This window comes from Pseudomonas sp. HN2-3 (assembly GCF_020691745.1).
GTDB lineage: Bacteria > Pseudomonadota > Gammaproteobacteria > Pseudomonadales > Pseudomonadaceae > Aquipseudomonas > Aquipseudomonas capeferrum.
Genome location: NZ_CP085704.1, coordinates 2,186,978 through 2,209,476, shown reverse-complemented (window position 1 = coordinate 2,209,476; position 22,499 = coordinate 2,186,978). Strand labels below are relative to the sequence as shown.

Annotated in this window: 19 protein-coding genes and 1 pseudogene; 8 read left to right on the top strand and 12 right to left on the bottom strand. The window is 63.9% G+C overall.

Features of this window, described 5'->3' with window-relative positions:
• Positions 1-227 precede the first annotated feature (227 nt).
• Positions 228-896, top strand: a complete 669-nt coding sequence (locus LJX93_RS10250; RefSeq protein WP_227697127.1) for a class I SAM-dependent methyltransferase — start codon at positions 228-230, stop codon at positions 894-896.
• 75 nt (positions 897-971) lie between these two features.
• On the opposite strand, the gene quiC is transcribed toward LJX93_RS10250, so the two are convergent.
• Positions 972-2,879 carry a 3-dehydroshikimate dehydratase QuiC gene (gene quiC, locus LJX93_RS10245; RefSeq protein WP_033697125.1) on the bottom strand — a complete coding sequence of 636 codons (1,908 nt, stop codon included), beginning with the start codon at positions 2,877-2,879 and terminating at the stop codon, positions 972-974.
• Positions 2,880-3,345: 466 nt separating this feature from the next.
• Between quiC and LJX93_RS10240 the strand changes: the two genes are divergently transcribed.
• Positions 3,346-4,719 (top strand): MFS transporter, encoded by a 1,374-nt coding sequence (locus tag LJX93_RS10240; RefSeq protein WP_033697123.1) that lies wholly within the window; start codon positions 3,346-3,348, stop codon positions 4,717-4,719.
• A 38-nt stretch (positions 4,720-4,757) separates the two neighbouring features.
• Here the strand turns inward: LJX93_RS10240 and LJX93_RS10235 are convergent, their stop codons facing one another.
• The 5 genes from LJX93_RS10235 to LJX93_RS10215 form a co-directional block, all read right to left on the bottom strand.
• The gene (locus LJX93_RS10235; RefSeq protein ID WP_227697126.1) at positions 4,758-6,170 is read right to left on the bottom strand and encodes a DOPA decarboxylase; all 1,413 of its coding nucleotides are present in this window, start codon (positions 6,168-6,170) and stop codon (positions 4,758-4,760) included.
• Positions 6,171-6,252: 82 nt separating this feature from the next.
• Positions 6,253-7,197, bottom strand: a complete 945-nt coding sequence (locus LJX93_RS10230) for a LysR family transcriptional regulator (protein ID WP_033697119.1) — start codon at positions 7,195-7,197, stop codon at positions 6,253-6,255.
• Between the two features lie 138 nt (positions 7,198-7,335).
• Complete coding sequence (locus tag LJX93_RS10225) at positions 7,336-8,046, bottom strand: YebC/PmpR family DNA-binding transcriptional regulator (protein ID WP_033697117.1); 711 nt, start codon at positions 8,044-8,046, stop codon at positions 7,336-7,338.
• A 95-nt stretch (positions 8,047-8,141) separates the two neighbouring features.
• Positions 8,142-9,533: an FAD-dependent oxidoreductase gene (locus LJX93_RS10220; RefSeq protein ID WP_095064249.1), complete on the bottom strand. Its 1,392-nt coding sequence runs from the start codon at positions 9,531-9,533 to the stop codon at positions 8,142-8,144.
• Between the two features lie 14 nt (positions 9,534-9,547).
• Entirely contained in the window at positions 9,548-10,864 is a 1,317-nt protein-coding gene (locus LJX93_RS10215; RefSeq protein ID WP_156310120.1) for an MFS transporter, read from the bottom strand.
• 245 nt (positions 10,865-11,109) lie between these two features.
• Here LJX93_RS10215 and LJX93_RS10210 point away from each other — a divergent pair, with 245 nt between their 5' ends.
• Both LJX93_RS10210 and LJX93_RS10205 read left to right on the top strand, forming a co-directional pair.
• Complete coding sequence (locus LJX93_RS10210; RefSeq protein ID WP_227697125.1) at positions 11,110-11,979, top strand: LysR substrate-binding domain-containing protein; 870 nt, start codon at positions 11,110-11,112, stop codon at positions 11,977-11,979.
• Between the two features lie 63 nt (positions 11,980-12,042).
• A complete protein-coding gene (locus LJX93_RS10205; RefSeq protein WP_047582021.1) occupies positions 12,043-12,414 on the top strand; it encodes a DUF2784 domain-containing protein in 372 nt (123 codons plus the stop codon).
• Here the strand turns inward: LJX93_RS10205 and tam are convergent.
• Entirely contained in the window at positions 12,404-13,180 is a 777-nt protein-coding gene (gene tam, locus LJX93_RS10200; protein ID WP_186661340.1) for a trans-aconitate 2-methyltransferase, read from the bottom strand. The genes LJX93_RS10205 and tam overlap by 11 nt on opposite strands.
• A 107-nt stretch (positions 13,181-13,287) precedes the next feature.
• On the opposite strand from tam, the gene LJX93_RS10195 reads away from it, so the two are divergent.
• Entirely contained in the window at positions 13,288-13,479 is a 192-nt protein-coding gene (locus LJX93_RS10195) for a hypothetical protein (protein WP_033699973.1), read from the top strand.
• 3 nt (positions 13,480-13,482) lie between these two features.
• Here the strand turns inward: LJX93_RS10195 and LJX93_RS10190 are convergent, their stop codons facing one another.
• Complete coding sequence (locus LJX93_RS10190; protein ID WP_033697107.1) at positions 13,483-14,892, bottom strand: amino acid permease; 1,410 nt, start codon at positions 14,890-14,892, stop codon at positions 13,483-13,485.
• A 326-nt stretch (positions 14,893-15,218) separates the two neighbouring features.
• Between LJX93_RS10190 and LJX93_RS10185 the strand changes: the two genes are divergently transcribed.
• Positions 15,219-16,643 carry a PLP-dependent aminotransferase family protein gene (locus tag LJX93_RS10185; protein WP_033699971.1) on the top strand — a complete coding sequence of 475 codons (1,425 nt, stop codon included), beginning with the start codon at positions 15,219-15,221 and terminating at the stop codon, positions 16,641-16,643.
• Positions 16,644-16,770: 127 nt separating this feature from the next.
• On the opposite strand, the gene LJX93_RS10180 is transcribed toward LJX93_RS10185, so the two are convergent.
• Genes LJX93_RS10180 through LJX93_RS10170 form a run of 3 tightly spaced genes read right to left on the bottom strand, consistent with a single transcriptional unit; the run spans position 16,771 to position 20,369 of the window.
• Positions 16,771-17,793, bottom strand: a complete 1,023-nt coding sequence (locus LJX93_RS10180; protein ID WP_033697106.1) for a histone deacetylase family protein — start codon at positions 17,791-17,793, stop codon at positions 16,771-16,773.
• Positions 17,793-19,034 (bottom strand): Zn-dependent hydrolase, encoded by a 1,242-nt coding sequence (locus LJX93_RS10175; RefSeq protein WP_033697105.1) that lies wholly within the window; start codon positions 19,032-19,034, stop codon positions 17,793-17,795. The genes LJX93_RS10180 and LJX93_RS10175 overlap by 1 nt, the downstream gene beginning before the upstream one ends.
• A gap of 30 nt (positions 19,035-19,064) precedes the next feature.
• Complete coding sequence (locus LJX93_RS10170) at positions 19,065-20,369, bottom strand: MFS transporter (RefSeq protein WP_047582020.1); 1,305 nt, start codon at positions 20,367-20,369, stop codon at positions 19,065-19,067.
• 167 nt (positions 20,370-20,536) lie between these two features.
• Here LJX93_RS10170 and LJX93_RS10165 point away from each other — a divergent pair, with 167 nt between their 5' ends.
• Complete coding sequence (locus LJX93_RS10165) at positions 20,537-21,457, top strand: LysR family transcriptional regulator (RefSeq protein ID WP_227697124.1); 921 nt, start codon at positions 20,537-20,539, stop codon at positions 21,455-21,457.
• Between the two features lie 76 nt (positions 21,458-21,533).
• On the opposite strand, the pseudogene LJX93_RS10160 reads toward LJX93_RS10165, so the two are convergent.
• Positions 21,534-21,778: pseudogene (locus LJX93_RS10160) on the bottom strand (type II toxin-antitoxin system Phd/YefM family antitoxin).
• 169 nt (positions 21,779-21,947) lie between these two features.
• On the opposite strand from LJX93_RS10160, the gene LJX93_RS10155 reads away from it, so the two are divergent.
• The gene (locus LJX93_RS10155; RefSeq protein WP_033699969.1) at positions 21,948-22,490 is read left to right on the top strand and encodes a WYL domain-containing protein; all 543 of its coding nucleotides are present in this window, start codon (positions 21,948-21,950) and stop codon (positions 22,488-22,490) included.
• Positions 22,491-22,499: the final 9 nt, after the last annotated feature.

The window sequence follows — 22,499 nt, the reverse complement described above, 5'->3', positions numbered from 1 at the left end:
CATACAGTCTCAAGGCATCCACAACCCCCCTTAAAAAAGCCACGGCCATTCTGGCCTCAGTCGCCCGTGCGGCACGGGTCTTGGGTAAGTAACTTTGATTGGTATTTCTGAAACACCACATTAGCGTCAGCGCGCAAATCAAGTTCAATGTCTCGGCCAGCGTGTAGCCCCCAAGGGGCCGCGATGGCGGCCTATGCTTGAACCAACCCACTGCTGCGGACACCCTCATGCCCAACCCCGAAGATACCGTGCTGCACAGCTGGCAGCACAACGCCCAAGCCTGGATCGACGCGGTGCGCAGCGGCGCCATCGAGAGCCGCCGCCAGGTTACCGACCAGGCCATCCTGCTGGCCATTCTGGGCCGCCAACCCGAGCGCGTGCTGGACCTTGGCTGTGGTGAAGGCTGGTTGCTGCGGGCACTTGCCGACCGCGGCATCGAGGCGGCCGGGGTGGATGGCGATCAGACTCTGGTGGCCGCGGCACGCGCGGCAGGGTCCGCGCAGGTGCACCTTGCCAGCTACGCCCAGCTAGCCGAGGGCGACGTCAACGTTGGCCGTGACTATGACCTGATCTGTGCCAATTTCGCGCTGCTGCACCAGGACATCATTGCACTGCTGGCAGCACTGAAGGGCTTGCTGGCAGCCGGTGGTGCTCTGGTGATCCAGACATTGCACCCCTGGAGCGTGGCAGCGGGCGATTATCAGGATGGCTGGCGGGAAGAGTCGTTCGCAGGGTTTGCCGGGGCCTGGCGGCCGATGCCGTGGTATTTCCGCACGCTGGCCAGTTGGCTCAATGCATTGGACATGGCCGGGCTGCGCCTGGTCAGCCTGCAGGAGCCGCAGCACCCGCAAAGTGCGGTGCCGCAGGCGCTGCTGATGGTGGCCGAGGGGCGTTGAGCCTACGCCGAAGGATCTTCGACGAGTGCAGACACACGCCCCTGCTGACTCAATGAAACATGAGTTCTGAGGCAGTTACAGGACCGGCTTGCGCGCCACCCCGCTGCGGGCCTTGGCCATCGCCGCCAGGCGCACGGCGACGTTGGCTGCGCCATACCCGGCATAGCCACCCTTGCGCTGGATGATCTCGAAGAAGAAACGCTCCTCGAACGGTTCGGTGTAGACGTGGAACAGCTCGCCACCCTGGGCATCACGGTCGTACAGCACGTTGTAGTACGCCAATTCGCTGAGGAACTCGTCGTCGAAGTCGAAACGCGCTGCCAGGTCGTCGTAGTAATTGAGCGGAATCTCCAACAGCGGTACACCGGCCAGCTTGGCGCGCGCTACTTCACGGAAGATGTCGTCACAATCGAAGGCGATGTGATGCACACCCGAGCCGCGATAGCTGGACAGTGCATGGGCAATGGCCGTGTTGCGGTTCTCGGAAATGTTCAGTGGCAGGCGCAGGGTGCCGCACTGGCTGCGCAGGGCACGGCTCTTGACCAGGCCGTAAGGGTCCGGCAGCACCACTTCGTCGTCGGCAGCGAAATCGAACAGGCTCTTGTAGAACAGTACCCAGCTGTCCAGCGACTCGGCCGGCAGCGCCAGCGCCATGTGGTCGATACGGCGCAGGCCACCGCTGGCATTGGCGGTTTTGTCCAGGCTGAAGTCGGTGTCGTACAACGTCTGGCCAGCGCTGCCCGGCTCTACCAGGTACAACAGGCTGCCATCGGGTGCCCGCACGGCAGGCACTTCACATTCATTGGGGCCGACCAGGCCGCGGAACGGCTGGCCACGGAAGGCGGTGGCGCGCTTCAGCGCAGCCTGCTGGTCCTTGACCCGCAACGCCGTGGCGCACAACGAAGGCCCGTGCGCCTCGAAGAAGTTGTGGCCGAACGAGTAGGGTTCGGCATTGAGGACGATGTTGATGTCGCCCTGGCGCAGCAGCTGCACGGCCTTGCTGCGGTGTTTGCCGGCATCGGCAAAGCCCAGGCGTTTCAGCCAGCTGCTCAGGCGTGCGCCCACCGCCTCGTCGACGGCGAACTCGAGGAATTCCACGCCGTCGTAGGCGCTGGCCGCAGGCGGGGTAAACAGCACGCCCGGCTCCACCGCCACGGCCTCCTGCTCCAGGCGCAGGCGGGTCTGCTCTTCGAGGTACAGCAGCGAGCGCAAGCCGTCGGCGGCGTTCTGCCGAGGCGGCGCGGCGCGGAAGCCGTCGTTGAAGATTTCCAGTGACAGCGGGCCGCGATAGCCGGTGGTAAGGATTGGGGCGAGGAAGCCGGCCAGGTCCATTTCGCCCTGCCCCGGGAAGCAGCGGAAATGCCGGCTCCACTCCAGCACATCCATGGCCAGGATCGGAGCGTCGGCCATCTGCACGAAGAAGATCTTGTCGCCAGGGATGTCGCGGATCGCGCTGGGGTCGCCCTTGAGCGACAAGGTATGGAAGCTGTCGAGAATCACCCCGAGGGCCGGGTGGTCGGCTTGGCGCACCAGGTTCCAGACCTGCTGGTAGGTATTGACGTGGCGGCCCCAGGCCAAGGCTTCATAACCGATGCGCAGGCCTCGCTGGCCGGCATGCTCGGCCAACAGGCGCAGGTCGTCCACCAACAGCTGTTCGTCGCCCAGGGCGTCGGCCTGAACGTTGCTGCACACCAGCACCAGGTCGGTACCCAGTTCCTGCATCAGGTCGAACTTGCGCTCGGCGCGGTCGACGTTCTTCTGCAGGCGCTCGCGGCGGCAGCCTTCAAAATCACGGAACGGCTGGAACAAGGTGATGGCGATGCCCAGGTCGGCGCACATCTGGCGAACCTGGCGCGGGCTGCCAGCGTAGTAAAGCAGGTCGTTCTCGAATATCTCGACGCCGTCGAAGCCGGCGGCGGCGATGGCTTCGAGCTTTTCCGGCAGGGTGCCGCTCAAGGACACGGTGGCAATCGAACGCTGCATGGCGGGATTTCCTTGTTGTTAGGGGACGACGGCGCAGGAAACCTACTGTGACAGTACCTGGCACGATCGATTATTCGCAGGTAAAGTCGCCTCATCAATCCCTTTGTACGGAATGGTTAGTTTTGTGTTCGATTACCGAACAAAACCCGATTTCGCGAATTGCTACACCGCCAACCCGTGGTCAACATGAAACCAGACGCAGGCACACCGACCGATGCCCTTTGCCAAGACGGTCGTTCGGCAGAACCTGCGCTGACAAGCCCAACGTCACAACATAATAAGTTCAATAAAACCGGGTACCGACCTATGAACACTGCTCTGGCCTTGCGTTCCGCACCTGTCTCCTGGCTGTCTGTCACGGCCTTGGCGCGGAATACCCCCGCACTTCACGTTTGACCCCACTCCCGAGATAACCCCACGTTCGCCATGCGCCGTGCGGGAACCAACAAGAACAACGGAGACAACGATGGCTCACTCCAGCTCTCAAGCCAAGAAAGCGACCGCCAGTGGATGGATAGGCTCGGCACTCGAGTACTACGACTTCTTCATCTATGCCCAGGCTGCGGCCCTGATCTTCCCGCAGATCTTCTTCCCCAATACCGACCCCAAGATGGCGATCATCGCCTCGCTGGCTACCTACGGTGTCGGCTACCTGGCCCGCCCGGTCGGGGCCTTTGTGCTCGGCCACTGGGGTGATACCCGCGGGCGCAAGAACGTACTGCTGCTGTGCATGTTCCTGATGGGCCTGTCGACCATGGCTGTGGGCCTGCTGCCCACCTACCACGACATCGGCATCCTCGCCCCCGTCTTGCTGGTGGTGCTGCGCCTGATCCAGGGTTTTGCCGTGGCCGGCGAGATTTCCGGGGCCAGTTCGATGATCATGGAGCATGCGCCATTCGGCCGACGTGGCTACTACGCCAGTTTCACCCTGCAAGGCGTGCAGGCCGGCCAGGTTCTGGCGGCGGCGGTATTCCTGCCACTGGCCTACTTCATGCCCAGCGAAGCCTTCAATGACTGGGGCTGGCGCATTCCGTTCCTGATGAGCGCCGTGGTGCTGATCGCCGGCTTCATCATCCGTAAGGAAGTGCACGAGACGCCTGCGTTCGTGAAGGAAGAGAAGCAGGACAAAGTCGCCAAGTCGCCGGTCAGCGAGGCCTTCCGCCATAGCTGGAAACACATGGTGCTGGTGATGTTCATGGCACTGATGAACGTGATTCCGGTGGTCGCCACCATCTTCGGCGCGGCCTACGCGGTGCAGCCGGCCTATGGCATCGGCTTCGACAAGAGCGTGTACCTGTGGATCCCGGTGGTCGGCAATATCGTTGCGGTGCTGGTGATTCCTTTTGTCGGCAACCTTTCCGACAAGATCGGCCGTCGCCCGACCATGATCGCCGGGTGCCTGGGCTCAGGCCTGCTGGCCTTCGTCTACCTGTATGCGATCAGCATCCAGAACGTGCCGCTGGCCTTCGCCGCCTCGATCGTGATGTGGGGCATGGTCTACCAGGGCTACAACGCGGTGTTCCCAAGCTTCTACCCCGAGCTGTTCCACACCCGTTACCGTGTTTCGGCCATGGCCATTGCGCAGAACATCGGCACCATGCTGACCGCCATGTTGCCCGCGCTGTTCGCCATCGTGGCACCGCCAGGCTCGGACAACATTCCGCTGGTGGTCGGTAGCATGGCGTTCTTCATCACCTGCATCTGCGCCCTGGCGGCTTACATTGCACCGGAAACCCACCGTATGGCGATGGAAGACCTGGGCAATCCGCAGGCCAAGCCGATGGACAAAGAAGCGTATGAGGCCAGCCGTAAAGGTAGCCTCCAGACCGTAAGCCACTGATAGACCGTAGGGGGCCGCTTTTGCGGCCCCCTGCATTTTCAGCCCTTGACCACTGCCTGCAGCCCCCGCCACAGTTTCTCGACATGCTCACGCTCGGTAGGCAGCGCCCCCACCGACACCCGCACCATCCACCGGCCATTCAAGGTTGCCGGCGTCACATAGGCATCCCCAGACATATTGAGCCGCTCGGCCCAGCCGCGGGTATGCGCATCCAACGCCTCCCCTTCCAGCCCCGCCGGCCGATGCTGGATGCACAACGTCTGCAATTGCACCGGCGCCAGCAGTTCCCAGCCCGGCGTCGCCTCGACCTGCTCGGCAAGCCACTGGGCATTCTCCAGATCACGCCGCAAGCGTGCCTGCAGCGCTTCGACACCCTCACTGCGCAACATGAACCACAGTTTCAGCGCACGGAACCGGCGCCCCAGCGGGATGCCCCAGTCGCGCAGGTTCTTCACCTCGTCATCCACCGCCGACTGCAAATAGCTGGGGTTGGTGCTCATCACGCGGATCAGGTGCTGCGGGTCGCGCACGTAGTAGATCGAACAGTCGAAGGCCACGCCCAGCCACTTGTGCGCATTGACCACCACCGAGTCGGCCAGCTCGATGCCATCCCACATCCAGCGGCACTCCGGCAGGATCATCGCCGAGCCGGCCATGGCCGAGTCGACATGCAGCCACAGGCCATGGGCCTGGGTGATTTCACCGATCGGGCGAAGCGGGTCGAGTGCCGTGGTGGTAGTGGTGCCGGTGGTCGCAACCACCGCACACGGCTGGTTACCCGCCGCCAGGTCCTGCTCGATGGCTGCTTGCAGGGCAGCCGGCTGCAGGGCGAAGCGCTCGTCGGTGGGGATCAGGCGAATGTTGTCACGGCCAAAACCTGCCAGCAGTGCGGCCTTGTCCACCGAACTGTGGGCGTGAGCGCTGACGTAGACGATCAGCGGCTTGGCCTGGGCCTGCAGGCCGCCACGCACCAACGCGTAACCGCTGGCACGTTCGCGGGCGCAGATCAGCGCCACCAGGGTACTGGTCGAGGCGGTGTCCTGGATCACCCCGCTCCATTGCCCTGACAGGCCCAGCAGCTGGCGCAGCCAGTCAAGGGTGGTTTCTTCCAGTTCGCTCAAGGCCGGGCTGGACTGCCACGACAGGCCCAGTACGCCCAGGCCGGTGCTGAGAAAATCACCCAGCACTGACGACAACGTGCCGTTGGAGGGGAAGTAGCCGTAGAAATCCGGGTGCTGCCAATGGGACAGGCCTGGCATGACCAGTTTGTTGACGTCGTCGAGAATCGCCTCGAACGGTTCGCCCTGCTGCGGGGCACATGCTGGCAGGGCTGCCTTCAGGTAGCCGGGCTCGACCTGGGCCATCACCGGGCGGTCGCCCACGGTTTGGCGGTAGTCGGCGATCAGGTCGATCAGTTGGTGGCCGTACAGGCGGAATTGTTCGGGGGTCACGGGCGGTCTCCTTTGGGCAGTTTGCTGCCTTTCAGTCTAAGTGCCGCCTGCCCCCCAATGAACCCCGCTTCGCGCATACCTCCTATGGCGTTGGCGCATGCCCACCGTGCACGCCGAACTGCGACTGGCGCCACAATTCGAACACCCGGTTGCGCAACCAGCGGTGCTCGGCCGAGGCCTGCAGGCGCTGGTGCCAGACCACCCAGTAGCGCTGGCTGTGGTCGATAAAGCCCAGGGGCCGCCAGGCCAGGTCATGCAGGCGGCACAGTTGCCGGGCAATGTGCTCGGGCACCGTCGCCACCGCCTGGCTGTTGCCGATCACCTGCACCGTGGCGGAGAAAAACGGCACTTCCAGGCTGACCCGCCGCTGCAGGCCCTGGGCGCGCAAGTGGCGGTCGATGAAGCTGTCCTTGTCGCCACCACCGGAGATACGCACATGCTTGTGCGCCAGGTAGTCCGCCTGGCTGAGCGTGTGATGGGCTGTCAGCGGGTGATCGCGGCGCATCAGGCAGACGGCGCGATCCTCACCGAGCAAGCGACCATGCAGGTTGGCGGGCGACTCGTCGAACAAGGTGGTGGCCAGGTCGATTTCGCCGCTGGCCAGCAAGGCATACTGGCCGGCTTGCCAGGTGCGGTATTCGAGGCTGACGCCGGGAGCTTCGTGCTCCAGCGCCGCCACCAGCAACGGCAGCATGTGCTCGGCGACGTAGTCGGAGGCCGCCAGGCAGAAGCGCCGTTCGCAGCGGGCCGGGTCGAACACGGCCGGTTGGCGCAGGGCCTGGAGTTCTTCGAGTACCTGGCGCAGGGGTTCGACCAACGCTTCGGCATATTCGCTGAGCACGTAGCCACGGCCTTGGCGCACCAGCAGCGGGTCGTCGAAGGCTTCGCGCAGGTGGGCCAGTTGGCGGCTCAGGGCCGATTGGCTGACGCCCAGGCGCTCGGCAGCGTGGCTGAGGTTTTTCAGCTGCAGCAGGTGGTCGAGGGTACGCAGGTGGGCGAGGCTGAGGGAGGCGAAAGTTGGGTTCATGGGTGTTCGTCTCCGGGCCGCAGGCGAGGGCTGCGCCCTCGTTTCGCGACACAAGGCCGCTCCTACAGGTACAGCGCTGTACCAGTAGGAGCGGCCTTGCGTCGCGAAAGGGCCGCCAAGCGGCCCCAGAGGCACAAATCAGTCAGTCAGGCCGACATAGACGTTCTGCACGTCATCGTTCTCGTCGATCGCCTCGAGGAACGCCTCGACCTCGGCCAACGCCTCAGCGCTCAGGCTGGCAGCACTCACCGGGTTCTTCGGCGTGTAGCCGATCTTTGCCGAGACCACGGTAAAGCCATGCTCCGGCAGGGCCTTCTGCACAGCGTCCAGGTCGGTGGTGTCGGTGATGAACAGGGTCGAACCCTCTTCTTCGCCTTCCTCGAAGTCCTGGGCACCGGCTTCGATGGCGGCCATTTCCGGGTCGGCATCGCCGTTCGGGGTGGCTTCGATCAGGCCGACGTGGTTGAAGTCCCAGGCCACCGAGCCGCTTGCACCCAGCTGGCCCTTGCGGAACAGCACACGCACCTGCGCGACGGTACGGTTGATGTTGTCGGTCAGGCACTCGACGATCAGCGGCACCTGGTGCGGTGCGAAGCCTTCGTAGCTCACCGCATGGTACTGCACGGCATCACCGTCCAGGCCAGCACCTTTGCGGATTGCCCGATCCAGAGTCTCGCGGGTCATCGAGGCCTTCTTGGCCTGCACGATGGCCAGGCGCAGGCGCGGGTTCATGTCGGGATCGGCGCCCGATTTGGCAGCGATCTGAATCTCTTTTGACAGCTTGCCCATGACCTTGCCTTTGGCATTGGCCGCTGTTTCTCTATGTTTGGCTTTCCACTGTGCGCCCATGTCGACTCTCTTGTTTCAACGGCCAGTTCAGGAAGCGACCGGCCAAAAAGTGGGTGCAGTTTATACGCCCTCGGGCCTGTGATCGACAAAAAATCTTATGCTTTGTCGGCCTTGCCGGCCGCCGCCGCGAAACGCGCCAGGCGCACATCCAGGTGCCGTGGCCGTTGCCCGCGGTCCTCGGCGCGCTCCTTGCGACGGATGGCATTGCGCACCATCAGCGAGCCCAGGTAGCGAATCGGCTCGGGCGGGAACAACCCCAGCGGGCCGTTGACCAGCGGCGAACGGGACCACGGGTTGTCCAACCCCAACGCCAGCGACGAGAGGATCTGCCCGCCCATGTGGCACGGCCCGACGCCGCTGCCGGAATAACCAAAGCCGTAGAACACATTGCCCTGCCCGTCCAGCCGGCCGAAGAACGGCAGGCCGGTCACCGAGCGGTCCGACGGGCCGTTCCAGCTGGCCGCCAGCGGCACCTCGGCCAGGGCCGGAAAGAACGCGCCCAGGCTTTCGCGCAGCAGCGGCCGGTACGGCGAAGGCTGGTCGAACACCGGCAGCATGCGCCCGCCATAGGCGAAAGTATTGCCGCCCTTGCCGAGCATCAGCCGGCCATCGGAGGTGTTGTGGTAGTAATGCACGAAGATCCGCGAGTCGAGCACGCTGACGCCGTTGTTCAAGCCAATTTCGCGCAGCAGGTCGGGGCACGGCTCGGTGATCACCATGTCGCTGGAGACGATGGCCACGCTGCGCTCGAACTGCGGGAAGGCCCGCGCCATCCAGGCATTGAGGCCCAGCACCACGCGGTCGGCGCGCACCGTCCCGTGGGCGGTACGCACCTGCACTGGCGCGCCGTGTTCCAGGCTGGCCATGGCCGTGCCTTCATGGATGCGCACCCCGCGCTGCAAGGCCACACGGCGCAGGCCACGCACCAGCCGCCCAGGCTGCACGGTGGCGGCCGCCGGGGAGAACCAGCCTTCCAGGTGCCGCGCCGAACCGGCCAGGCGCTGCACAGCCTCCAGCGGCAGGCGTTCGAATGAGTTGATGCCCTGCTGCGCCAGCGCCGCGATCACCGCATCGGTCGCGCCCACCTGGGCCTGGTTGGTGGCGGTGTACAGGGTGCCGTCGAGGCGGTAGTCGCAGTCGATGCCATTGGCCGCGCAGAACGCACCAATGGCCGCGATGCTGCGCTCCGACTCGCGCACCAGGCGCACCGCCTCGGCCGTGCCGAACAAGCGTTCGAGGGTGAAGTACTTGGCCGACCAGGAAAGCGCGCAACCGCCGTTGCGCCCACTGGCACCTGCGCCGCAGATGTCTGCTTCGATCAGCATCACGTCCAGCGCCGGCGCCGCCTCCTTGAGCATCAGTGCAGTCCAGAGGCCGGTGTAGCCCCCGCCAACGATGCATACGTCGCAACGCGCGTCGCCTTGCAGCGGCGCGCATAGCGCATCCTGCTCCGAATCCAGGGCCTGTTGCAGCCAGAAGGGTCTCATTCGCTCGCTTTCCTTTAGGTACGCAGTGGCTTGATCGCCATGCTGGTGTTGGGTGCCACGTCATTGGCTTCGGCCAGGGTGGCTGGGCGGCTGTTCCAGTGCGGCAACAGCACCAGGGCCGAGAACAGTGCGCAACCGGCGAACACGATGAACACCGTGACGCTGTCGAAGTAACCGGGCAGCAGGCCGCCAAGCACCGCCCCCACCGAGCCGCAACCATTGACGAAGCCCGCGGCAGTGGCACCGGCCTTGGCCGTACCGAAGTCGATGGCAGCCGCGCCGCTGATCATCGAATCCGGCCCGTACAGGGTCAGGCCCATGACAAACAGCAGGCCCACCACCATGACGACGCTGCCGCTGTGCATGGCCGCCATGAACGCCGCCAGGGTCACCGTCAACAGCAGCAAGCTGATCACGCAGGCCGGCATGCGCCGCGCGCCGAACAGTTTGTCGGAGGCCAGGCCAATCATGATCGGCCCCAACAGCCCAGCCAGCTCGAAGGCGGTCGGGATAATCGCCGCGCCGACCTTGCCCACCGATGGCATCTGCTCGAAGACGATTACCGGCCCCCACAGCAAGATGGCGTAGCGCGCCGGTTTGAGCAGAAAGTAGGCCAGGCCCAGGGTCAGTACCGTGCGGTTGCGCATGATCTCGCGCAGTGGCGCCCAGACGCTGCACAGGTTGGCGCCCGGCGCCATGCTTTGCGGCTCGGGTTCGACGGCGGGCAAGCCGACGTCTTCAGGTTTGTTGCGCTGCAGGAAGAAGAACAGCACGGCCACCAGCGCGACCACGGCGGCACTGGAGTAAAACGCTGCGTGCCAGGTACCGACCAGGGTGTAGGCCCACCAGCCAGCAAACGGCGAGGCCACCAGGCCGCCGAAGGCATAGCACGAGCTCCACAGGCCCAGCACCCGGCCGCGCTGCGCGGCGGGGAAGAAACTGCCGATGTTCTTGCACAAGCCGGCCCAGCCGGTGGACTGCGCCAAGCCCTGGATCAACATGCAGGTGGCGAAGATCGGGAAGGTCGCGTAGCTGCCCATCACCACGGCCGCCGCCGCCGAAATCAGTAAACCGCCGAGCACCACCACGCGGGGGCCGAAGCGGTCGGCAAGCATGCCCCAGGTGAACTGGCCCACCGCATAGGCAGCCAGGTAGATGGCATCGAGGTTGGCCATGGCGGCCTTGTCGAGCATGAAGCTTGGGTCTTCGGCGATACCCAGCTTGGCCACCGAGAAGGCCTTGCGGGTGAAGTAGAAGGCGGCATAAGCCAGCCAGGTAATTGCGAAAATCTGCATACGCCAGCGTTTGAACGTGGCTAGGGAATGGTTCATGTGAGTCTGACCTCTTGCTCAAGTGTGCCGGCAGAATGTGAAGAAACGCCTGTCTTGTTCTTGTGTTGCGCACAGCGATGACGGTGGCCCGTCATCGGGTCAGATGGCGCTGCAAGAGCACCATGGCCCGGCTGGCGCTTGTGGCACCAGCGTTGGGCTGAGAGCTATGGAAACAGCTGGTGACTGATAAATAAAATCGATTTATCGTATTTCACACATAAGCTCAGCTTGTTACTGGAGTCGTCATGTCGGTCTCACACGCTCAACTCAAGGCCTTCCACGCGGTGGCGGTTCACGGCAGCTTTACCCGTGCGGCGCAAAAGCTGTTTCTTACCCAGCCGGCAGTCTCCGACCAGGTGCGCAAGCTCGAAGAGCGCTTTGGCGTGCTGCTGTTTCACCGCAACAAGCGCTCGGTGCAATTGACCGACCTGGGCGAGCGCCTGCTGGGCATCAGCCAACGCCTGTTCGCCTGCGAAGCCGAAGCCCTTGAGCTGCTGCAGGACTCGCGCGCCCTGCACACCGGCAGCCTGGTGCTGGCGGTGGATGCACCGGTGCATGTGCTGCCGCAGATCGCCCGGTTCTGCCAGCGCTACCCGGGTATCCAGGTGAAGATCGAGACCGGCAACACCGATGAGTCGCTGGCCCGGCTGTTCAGCTACCAGGCCGACCTGGCACTGCTGGGGCGGGATGTCGACGATGAGCGCCTGCATTGCCTGCCACTGCGCCGCGACCCGATGGTGGCGTTCGTTTCCCATCACCACCCGTGGGCCAGCCGCGGCTCGATCAGCCTGGCGGACCTGGATGACACACCGCTGGTGCTGCGCGAGCCTGGGTCGGTGACGCGACAGACGCTGGAGGAAGAGATGCAGCGGGCCGGCTTGCGGATTCGGCCGGCGATCCAGGTAGAGGGCCGGGAAGCGGCACGTGAAGCGGTGGTGGTGGGGATTGGCGTGGGGGTGGTGTCGGCGGCGGAGTTTGGCGCCGATGCGCGCGTGTGTGCGTTGCCGATCGTCGATTGCCAGCGGCACTTGACCGAGACGCTGGTGTGCCTGAGCGAGCAGCGTACACGGCGGGTGCTGGCGACGTTCTTGCAAATGGTGCAGGAAGGGTTGTAAATCCGCTCCATCGCTTCCCGCTAACGCAAAGCTCGCGTCACCCTACCGCCTGGATAACTGCCAATGCTCTTTCGCCTGACCGCCGACACGCTGGTGCTGCTGCACCTGGCCTTCATCCTGCTGGTGCTGTTCGGCGGCCTGCTGGTGCTGCGTTGGCGCCCTGCCCTGCTGGTGCACATTCCAGCCCTGGCCTGGGGCCTGGCGGTGGAATACCTGCACCTGGGTTGCCCGCTGACCAGCTGGGAAAACCGCATGCGCAGCGCCGCTGGCGATGCGGGCTACCAGGGCGGCTTCGTCGAGCATTACATCTGGCCGCTCATCTACCCCGCCGGCCTGACACCACAGACCCAGGTGCTGCTGGGCACCGTGGTGTTGCTGCTCAATGTCGGCATTTACGGTTACGTGCTTTGGCGCTGGCGCCGCCCTACCGGGTAGCGATCACGAACAACCGCGGGAACGGCAGCAATACCTTGCCGTCGGTGGACGGCGGGTAGTCGCGCTGCATCGCCTGCAGGTACATCTGCAGGAAGCCTGCCTGCTCGTGCTCGTCCAGCCTGGCCAGGTAAGGCCGCAACGCCGAGCCCTTGAACCACTCCACCACGGCTTCGGCGCCACCCTCCAAGGGGTGATGGTAAGTGGTACGCCACACATCCACCCGCGTGCACAGTGGGCTGAGCAGGTCGTAATAGAACGCCGCATTGTGCCTGGGCGGCAACTGGAAGTCGGCAAACTTGGCGGCCCACGGGCCTTGGCTGGCGATCTCGCGCAATTGCCGGTGCGCCGGCTCGTCGAGGTTGTCTGGGGTCTGCACCGCCAGGCTGCCGCCCTCGCTCAACTGGCTGATCAGGTGCGGGTACAGCGAAGCATGGTTGGGCACCCATTGCAGCGAGGCATTGGCCAGGATCAGGTCCTGTGCTTGCGGCGCGGTCCATTTGCCAATGTCGGCAATGGCGCAGCGTACCCGGGGCACACACAACCGTTTGCGCTCACGGGCCTTGTCGATCATGTCGGGGTCGCTGTCCAGCGCCATTACCTGGGCATCGGGGTAACGCTGCAGCAGCACTTCGGTGGAGTTGCCCGGGCCGCAGCCCAGGTCCGTGGCATGACGCACCGGGCGTTGCGGCACGGCGGTCAGCAGGTCGCGTACGGCGCGGGTGCGCTCATTTTCGAAGAGGGAATACTGGGTGGCGGACCAGGCCATGTGCGGCTCCTTTGGGCGGGCAATGCGCTGAGCATAAGCCATGTGCTGCCTGTTAGGGGTTCCTCGCAGGCCGGAACTGACTGCCTATGCTTGAAGTCAGTCCTTACATGCGCATGCCTATGAAAACATACCTGGCCCTGGCCATCCTGACCCTGATCGCTGCCGCCGCCCTGCTCGGCTCACCCTGGATGAACCAGCGCTTCCACATGCCTGACCGGCATGCGAGTGAAAAAAGCCAGGCCCTGAACGCAAAAACGGCCGGGTCCCCAAGGGAGCCGGCCGTTTCGAACAGCGACTAAGGCTTAGTGGCGCTTGGCGCTGCGGATCTGATGCACGACGCCCATGGCCACCACGACCGCCGCAGCGATGCCGGTGGAGATCACCAGGATCTGGTAGTCAGGCATGAATGCCATGGTCACCAGGGCGGCCACGATGAACGCGATCACCAGGTAGGTCAGCCACGGGAACAGCCACATCTTCAGGCGAACTTCCTTGCCTTCGGCGATCAGCTTGCGGCGCATGCGCAGTTGCGAGAAGGCGATCACCAGGTACACCAGCAACGCGATCATGCCGGTGGTGTTCATCAGGGTGTCCAGCACATCTTTCGGACGCAGGGTCTCGCTGAAGTTGATCAGCGCACACACTACCGCCACGGCGCACGAACCCATGATCGCGTACACCGGTACGCCGGTGCCGGCGCGGGTGATCTTGAAGAACGACGGCGCATCGCCACGCTGGGACAGCGAGAACAGCATGCGCGAGGCGGTGTAGTGACCGGAGATCAGGCAGCTGCTGACCGAGGTCAGGACCACGAAGTTCATCAGCAACTCGGCATACGGAACGCCCAGCAGCTCCAGGGTACGGCGGTAGGCGCCATAGCCCGAGACGCCCAGGTGCGGGTCGTTCCACGGTACCAGGCAGACGATCAGGAAGATCGAGCCGACGTAGAACAGGCACACACGCCATACCACCGAGTTGGTGGCCTTGACGATCTGTGCGGCCGGGTCCTTGGCTTCGGATGCCGCAATGGTCACGATCTCGGCACCGAGGAAGGCGAACATCACCCCGAGCAAGGCACCAATCACCGTGGTGATGCCGTTAGGCATGAAGCCTTCTGCGGTCAGCTGGCTGATGCCGCGCACTTCACCAAACTGCCAGACGTTCATCACGGCGGCGGTGCACACCACCAGGAAGCAGACGATGGCGATCACCTTGATCAAGGCGAACCAGAACTCGAACTCACCGTAGTGCTTGACGTTGAAGAAGTTGACGGTGATCAGCAGCAGGGTCGTGGCCAGCACGAACACGTTGACACTGACGTCAGGGAAGAAGCCGTGCAGGATCTTGCCCGCCACGTAGGCTTCCCACGCCATGAGGATTACCCAGTACCACCAGTACAGCCAACCGATGGTGAAACCGGCCCAGCGGCCAATGGCGCGGTCGGCGTAGGTGGAGAACGAGCCGGTGTCAGGCGAGGACGTCGCCATTTCGCCGAGCATGCGCATGATCAGCACCACCAGGATGCCGCCTGCCAGGTAGGCCAGGACAGCGGCCGGGCCGGCGCTGTGGATCACGCTGCCGGAACCGACGAACAAGGCGCCGCCGATAACCCCGGCGATCGACATCATCGTCAGGTGGCGCGACTTGAGGGAGGCACTGAGCTTGCTCTCGTGCCCGCCTTTCGCGGTGGTGGTTGTGGATGTTGCGTCCATCAGTTGTGTACCCCGTGCTTCTTTTTATCCAAGGAAAACTGTGAGGCCCCGATGGCTAGCGGCCTCACCTGTACATCAGTGCTAATGCGGGCAGGATGGTGTGAACAAACACACGCAGGCCATCCATGGCGGCCTGCTGACGCGCCCGAAGGTTTGCCCTTCGAGCGAACTGAACATGCTTTATGTGGCGATATCCGACACCTAATGTAAAAATGTCCGACGCAGAGAGCCATGCACAGTGGCATGAATCTCGCACTGCACTGTACAGGCCGCCCATGCAATACACCTTGCAGGCGCCTGGCGCCAAGCACCCTGAAGGCCCCCGAATGTTCGAATTACATCCAGACTCCCCAACCCCGCTGGTCAACCAGATCATCGATGGACTGCGCGAGCTGATCGACAACCAGACGCTCAAGCCTGGGGCCAAGGTCCCGTCTATCCGCGCCTTTGCCGCGACTTACTCGGTGAGTACCTTTACCGTGGTCGAGGCTTATGATCGTCTGGTCGCCCAGGGCCTGCTGGTAAGCCGGGGCAACGCGGGGTTTTTCATCAATCGCGCGGCCGGCGAGTTGCTGGAAAAACACAATGCCGAGGCCGACACCAGTCGACCAACGTTCAACTCTGAATGGTACCTGCAGCAGATCTTCGAGATCCGCCAACTGCCGTTCAAGCCCGGCTGCGGCTGGTTGCCCAATGACTGGATGTACGAAGACGGCCTGCGCCGCGGTTTGCGCCAGGTCGCCGGGAGCCCGCTGGAGCTGTCTGGCTATGGCGACCCCATGGGCCTGGCGGAACTGCGTGCGCTGACCGCGCAGAACCTGCAGCAGGAGCTGTCGATTGTCGCCAACCCGGCGCAACTGATGCTCACCCACGGCGCCAGCCAAGCCCTGGACCTGGCCGCGCGCACCCTGGTACGCCCAGGTGACGTGGTGCTGGTGGACGACCCCGGCTACCCCAACCTGATGAGCATCCTACGTACCCAGGGCGCGACGCTAATCGGCGTACCGCGCACGCCCAACGGCTACGACCTCAACCAGCTGGAACAACTGCTGGCGCACCACAGCCCGACGGCCTTCTTCACCCAGCCGCACCTGCACAGCCCGACCTGCTCACGCACCCCGCTGCCGCAGCTGCACCGTTTGCTGCAACTGGCCAGCCAGCATGGCTTCCGCCTGGTGGAGAACAACCTGTACGCCGACATGGTCTCCGAGCCGCAGCCATGCCTGGCCAGCCTCGACCACCTGCAGCAGGTGGTGTACGTGGGCAGTTACTCGAAGAGCATTTCGCCCAACGTGCGGGTTGGCTACATGATGGCCAACCCGGAGCTGATGCAGAAACTGGTACACCTGAAAATGCGCTCGGGCCTCACCACCTCGCAGGTGATGGAGCGCGTGGTGTATGCCGCGATCATCGACGGGCGCTGGCGCAAGCACCTCAAACGGCTGCGCCAGCGTTTGGCCGAGGCGCACCAGGAAGTGGGCCGGCACTTGCATCGGCTGGGTTTCGAGTTGTTCACCGAGTCGGACGAAGGGATGTACATCTGGACCCGGCATCCGGCGATTCCGGATAGCGCGGCGTTGCTGGACGATGCGCTGGAGCAAGGGATCATGCTTGGGCCTGGGCAGTTGTTCATGGTGGATGCCAAGGCGACGGGGTGGATGCGGTTCAATGTGGCGTTCAGTACCGACCCTGCGATGTGGGAGTTGTTGGAGAAGGTGCTGGTGAAGCATGTGCGGCGGGGTGGGGTTTAGTGGGTTTAGGGCTTGCCATGGCATTTGCAGCGCCTGGAAGATCGAGCGTCGCGCGGGCGGCGCTCGATCTCCCAGGCGCTGAATTTGCCGTGGCGAACACCTGGCAGCCCTGACACCCACCCAAACCCTAACGCCAATCCACCCTATCCCCAAAAAACGCCTGCGCATTCGCCTCCAAACTCTCCAGGTGATACCCCCCCTCCTGCACTATCACACACGGCAAGCGCAGCGCCCGAACCCGCTCACCCAACGCCGCAAACCCATCGGTGGTCACCGCCACCTTGCTCTGCGGGTCCAGCTGGTAGATATCGAACCCCAACGACAACACCAGCACCTCGGCACCAAAGTCCTTCACCGCACTCAGCGCAATCTCAAGCTGATTCATGAAATCCGCCTCACTGGCCCCGTGCGCCATCGGCAGGTTGAGGTTGTAGCCCTCCCCCACACCCTCGCCGCGCTCGTCCGCGAACCCGGCCACCCCCGGGTAGAAGTTGGTCGGGTCACCGTGCACCGACACATACAGCACATCATTACGGTCGTAGAAAATCTCTTGAATCCCTTGCCCATGGTGCATGTCGGTATCGAGGATCGCCACGCGGCGATAACGGCCGCGCAAGGCCTGGGCCGCGACGGCGGCGTTGTTCAGGTAGCAGAAGCCGCCAGCCGCATCGAAACGCGCATGGTGCCCCGGTGGGCGGCACAGCGCATAGGCCGCAGGCTCACCCCCGAGAATGGCCTTGGCGGCGGCCACTGCGCTTTGCGCCGACCAGTAGGCCGAGCGCCAGGTGTTCTCACCCACGGGGCAACTGCCGTCGGCCAGGTAGCGGCCAGCCTGGGCGAGAATGCCGCGCAGGGCATTGGGCTCGCGCACGAAAATGTTCGACATGACCTCGTCGCCCCACTCCTCGGGCACTTCCTTCCAGCGTGCATGGGCCTCTTCGAGGAACGTCAGATAGGCCTCACCGTGTACCGCCTTGAGCGGGCCCAGGCCGGCATCTTCGGGCTGACGAATGTCGAAGCCAAGGTCCTTGGCCGCCTGCAACAGGCGCTGGGCACGCTCAGGGACTTCCTGCGGGGTACGCATGGCGCCGCGCGAGTAGTAGCTGCGCGGGTGGTGCAGCAGCTGTTCGGGGTGAAAGTAGCAACGCATCAGGCTTCTCCTTGTTCGACCCGGCCGGCACGGGCCAGCACGGCGTTGAGCAGTACATCGGCGCCCTGGCGGGCATCGTCGGGCAGCACGTCTTCAGCCTCGTTGTGGCTCAGGCCACCGACGCAGGGGATGAACACCATGGCTGTCGGGCAGTAACGGGCGAGCAGAATAGCGTCGTGGCCAGCGCCACTGACAATCGCCTGCTGGGCATAGCCCAGGCCGTCCACGGCCTGTTGCACGGCGGCCACACAAGCGGCGTCGAAGGGCGTCGCCGGGCTCATCCAATGGCGCTCGATGCGTACCTGCAGGCCACGCTGCGCGGCGATGGCCTGCAGTTTCAGACCAAGCTCTTGCTCCATCGCCTCAATGGCCTGGTCACGGTGGTGGCGCAAGTCGACGGTGAAGCGCAGTACACCTGGGATGGTGTTGCGCGAAGACTTGGCAATCGACAGCTCGCCCACCGTGGTCAGGCCTTGGGGGGCGAAATCGGCGGCCAGTTGCTCCACCGCCTGGATCATTCGTGCCGCGCCGTACAGGGCGTCCTTGCGCAGCGGCATCGGCGTGGTGCCGGCGTGGGCGGCCATGCCTTCGACCGTCACGTCGAGCCAGCGAATCGCCTGGCCACCACTGACCACACCAATGCATTTGGCGTTGTCTTCAAGGATCGGGCCTTGCTCGATATGCGCTTCAAAATAAGCATCGACCTTGCCGCCCAAGGGGCGCTGGCCGGCATACCCCGTGCGTTGCAGCTCATCGGCGACGCTGATGCCCGCAGCATCGCGAATAGCCAGCGCCTGCTGCAGGTCAAGGGTACCGGTGAACACTGCCGAGCCGAACATGGCCGGCGTGAAGCGTGCGCCTTCCTCGTTGGTCCACACGGCAATCTCCAGCGGCTTGCGAGTGCGGATGCCGAGGTCGTTGAGCCGGCGTACTACCTCAAGGCCCGCCAGCACACCGTACACACCATCGAAACGGCCGCCTTCGGGCTGGGTGTCGAGGTGGCTGCCCATCATCACCGGTGCAGCCTGCGCATCGGTGCCTGCGCGGCGGGCGAACAGGTTGCCGATGGCATCCACCGACAGGGTCAGGCCGGCCTCGCGGCACCAGTGGCTGAACAGTTCTCGGCCGGCCTTGTCTTCATCGCTCAGGGCCAGGCGGCAGCTGCCGCCACGGGCCGTGGCACCGACTTCGGCCATGGCCATCAGGCTCGCCCACAGGCGTTCGCCATTGCTTTTCAACATGTACAGGTACTCCAGATCGAATCGGGTGGATCAGGCCATTTCCAGCTGCTGACTACGGGTGTACTGGCGCGCCAAGGCCAGCACGCAGAGCAGCGAAATGGAGGCGATCAAGGTGTAGAACACCGCCATCGGCCACCACTGGCCGCTGAAGGTGTGGGCCAGCCAGGTGCCGATCAGCGGCGTCAGGCCCCCGGCAATTGCACCGCAGATCTGGTAGGCCAGAGAGATCGCGGTGTAGCGCACGCGGGTTTCGAACATGCCGCTGACGTAACCGGCGATCACCGCATAGAACGACGCCATGCAGGCCGCCGCCAGGGCGATGCCAAGCACGATCAACGGGCCCTGGCCCGAGCTGACCAGCACGAACATCGGATACGGCGAGGCCATCGCCAGCAGTGCGACCAGGGCCAGGAAGCGGGTAGCGCCGACTTTCTCGGACAACCAGGCGGCCAGCGGTTGCAGGCAAAACTGGATGACCGCCACGAAGAACAGGCATTCAAGGATCAGCGAGCGATCCAGGTGCAACTGTTGGGTGGTGTAGCTGATCATGAAGGTGTTGGTGAAGTAGACCCCGGCAATGCCCAGGGTATTGGCACCGATGCACAGCAGCAGCGGGCGCCAGGCGGTGCGCAGCACTTCGAACACCGGCGCCTGCTCCTTGCGGTGGGCCTTTTCGGCCTGCTCGCGGCTGGCGATGAATTCCGGCGATTCGTTGACCCCGAGGCGGATGGCCAGGCCCACCAGCAGCAACAGTGCGCTGGCCAGGAACGGCACACGCCAGCCCCAGCTCATCAGTTGGTCTTCCGGCAGCCGGGTTACGGCGCCAAAGGCCAGCAGCGAGAGGATCAGGCCCGCCGGGCTACCCAGCTGGGCAAACGAGGCAAAGAAGTTGCGTCGACCCTTCGGCGCGTGCTCACCCGCCATCAGCACCGCCCCGCCCCACTCCCCGCCCACGGCGATGCCCTGGACGATACGCAGCACAATCAGCAGCACCGGCGCGGTGGCGCCGATCTGCGCGTAGGTCGGCAGCAGGCCGATGCACACGGTGACGATGCCCATCATCAGCAAGGTGATGACCAGCGACTTCTTGCGCCCGATGCGGTCGCCCACATGGCCGAAGATGACGCCGCCCAGCGGGCGGGCAAAGAAACCGACGGCAAAGGTGCCAAAGGCGGCCATGGTGCTGAACAGGCTGTCGTCGGAGGGGAAGAACAACGCACCGAACACCAGTGCAGCGGCGGTGGCGTAGATGTAGAAGTCGTACCACTCGATCATGGTGCCGATGAACGCGGCGGCGGCGGCACGGCGCGGCTGGGGCGAAGCGGTGGGCTTCATGCTGGGCTCCTTTGCTTGTTTTTCTGGCAGGAGTTATCGGAAATCACGGGGCGCTCTGGTGGCGCCTGGTCGATGCATGGCTGCGATTTATCGTCCCAGGGCTATGATTAGTCAATTTTCTATTTATTATTCGCACTATTAGCCATGCTTATCATTCGAGCCCGACCATGTCTGACCGCCTGCTCAACGACCGCCTCGACTGGAACCTGCTGCGCACCTTCCGGGTCATCGGCCAGGAGCTGTCCATCAGCCGCGCCGCCGCCCGCCTGCACCTTACCCAGCCGGCGGTGAGTCAGGCGCTCAAACGCCTGGAGGAGCAGCTTGGCCGGCAACTCATCGCCCGCCGCGGGCCGCGCTTCGTGCTGACCGAAATGGGCGAGCAGATGTTCTTGCTGGCTGGCGAGGTGTACGGGCAGATGTCGCAGATCGGCGGGCTGCTGGAGCAACCGGCTGACGAACTGGTGGGCAAAGTGCGCCTGCTGATCATCAGCCGCATCGTCAGCGAGCGCTTTGACGACTTTCTCGCCGACTTCCACCGCCAGCACCCCCGGGTAGAGCTGGAAATCGACGTGATGCGCAGCTCCGACATTGTCGCCGCCTTGCAGGAGAAGACCGCCACCGCAGGCCTGAGCCTCAACCGAAGGCCTCAACCGCGGCTGGAGCAGCGGCTGTTTCTGCGCCAGCGCTATGCGTTTTTCTGCGGCAAGCACCATGCCTTGTTCGGCCAGCTTGAGGGCGACCTGCAGCGTGAGAACTTCGTCAGTTTTACCAGCGACCAGATTGGCGGGATGCTCTCGCCGCTGACCATCTTCCGTGACCAGCAAGGGTTTTCCGGACGCATCGTGGCGTCCTCGCCCAGCCTTGAAGAGGTGCGCCGCCTGGTGATTGCTGGGTTCGGCATCGGCTGCCTGCCAGAACACGTGGTGGCGCCGGATGTGGCCGCCGGGCTGTTATGGAAGCTGCCGCCGCAGGAGGGGATCGCGGATGTGGATATACACCTGTTGTGGAACAGGGAGCAGCGGCTGAGTCGGGCGGAAGAGGTGTTTATCCAGGCGTTGCAACAGTGTTTGGAGAAAGGGCATCTGTAGATTTGGGTTGGTTGATCATCCGCGCACTATGAAGCTGTGCTTGCGACGAACCTTCCTCTACCGCTTTTTGGATGACTTATAGCTCATCCAAAGACACCGATACGCCTTTTTCACCCAGTCGAGACTTTGCCAGTTCGCTTAGCTCGATATCTTCGAGCCGCTCCATCATGGCTTCATAAAGCTCAGCCGGCACCATGTCCCCATCACCCGATTGTGATTGAGCACGGCGATGGGCATCCCTGCGGCACCGGACATGACCGCAGTTGGGTTCTTTTTCAGTTCCGACACGCTTACCGCTACATCGGCGAAGATATTCTGCATATTTATCGACATCAATTAAGACCTATATTTTGGTCAATGCCTCGGGCAATGACAAGCCATGGCCTGCTAAAAGTTTGGATCCCATCCTCTGGCAAGGTATGCTCTGCGAGATAGCCAAATGCCACCACCCAGGAGCGCCAAGCGCCTGGCATTCATGGACGAGCCTCCTTTGCCCAGCCACCCTACCCGCCACACCATCGCCCGCCAGTGGCAGTTGCTCAAGCTACTGCCAGGCCGCCACCCCGGCATGAGCTCCACGCAGTTGCAGGCTGCTCTGTCATCCGTGGGCCACAGCACCAGCAAGCGCACCGTCGAGCGCGACCTGGTCGAGCTGTCGGCGCTGTTCCCACTGCATTGCAACAGCAAAGGCATGCCCTACGGCTGGTACTGGCAACCTGGCTTGAGCCTGGGCGAGGCGCGGCACCTGCAACCGGATGCCCTCAGCCCGGTACGCCAGGTCGTGCTACGTGCCTGGGTCGACGATGCACTTGCCCGTCGTCTTGAACACCAGCCCCTGTCCTCAGACATGCAACTCACCCCGCAGCAGGACGGCGGCGCCTCGCTGCAAGCGACCGTCGACGACGGCCGGGCGTTGATGGGCTGGTTGCTTTCACAGGCAGGGTCGATACGCGTGCAGGGCCCGCAAGCGCTGCGCGAGGCCTTGCTGGAACAAATGCGCCAGAGCCTGGCGCTGCACGATGACTGTCAGTGATTGGGCACG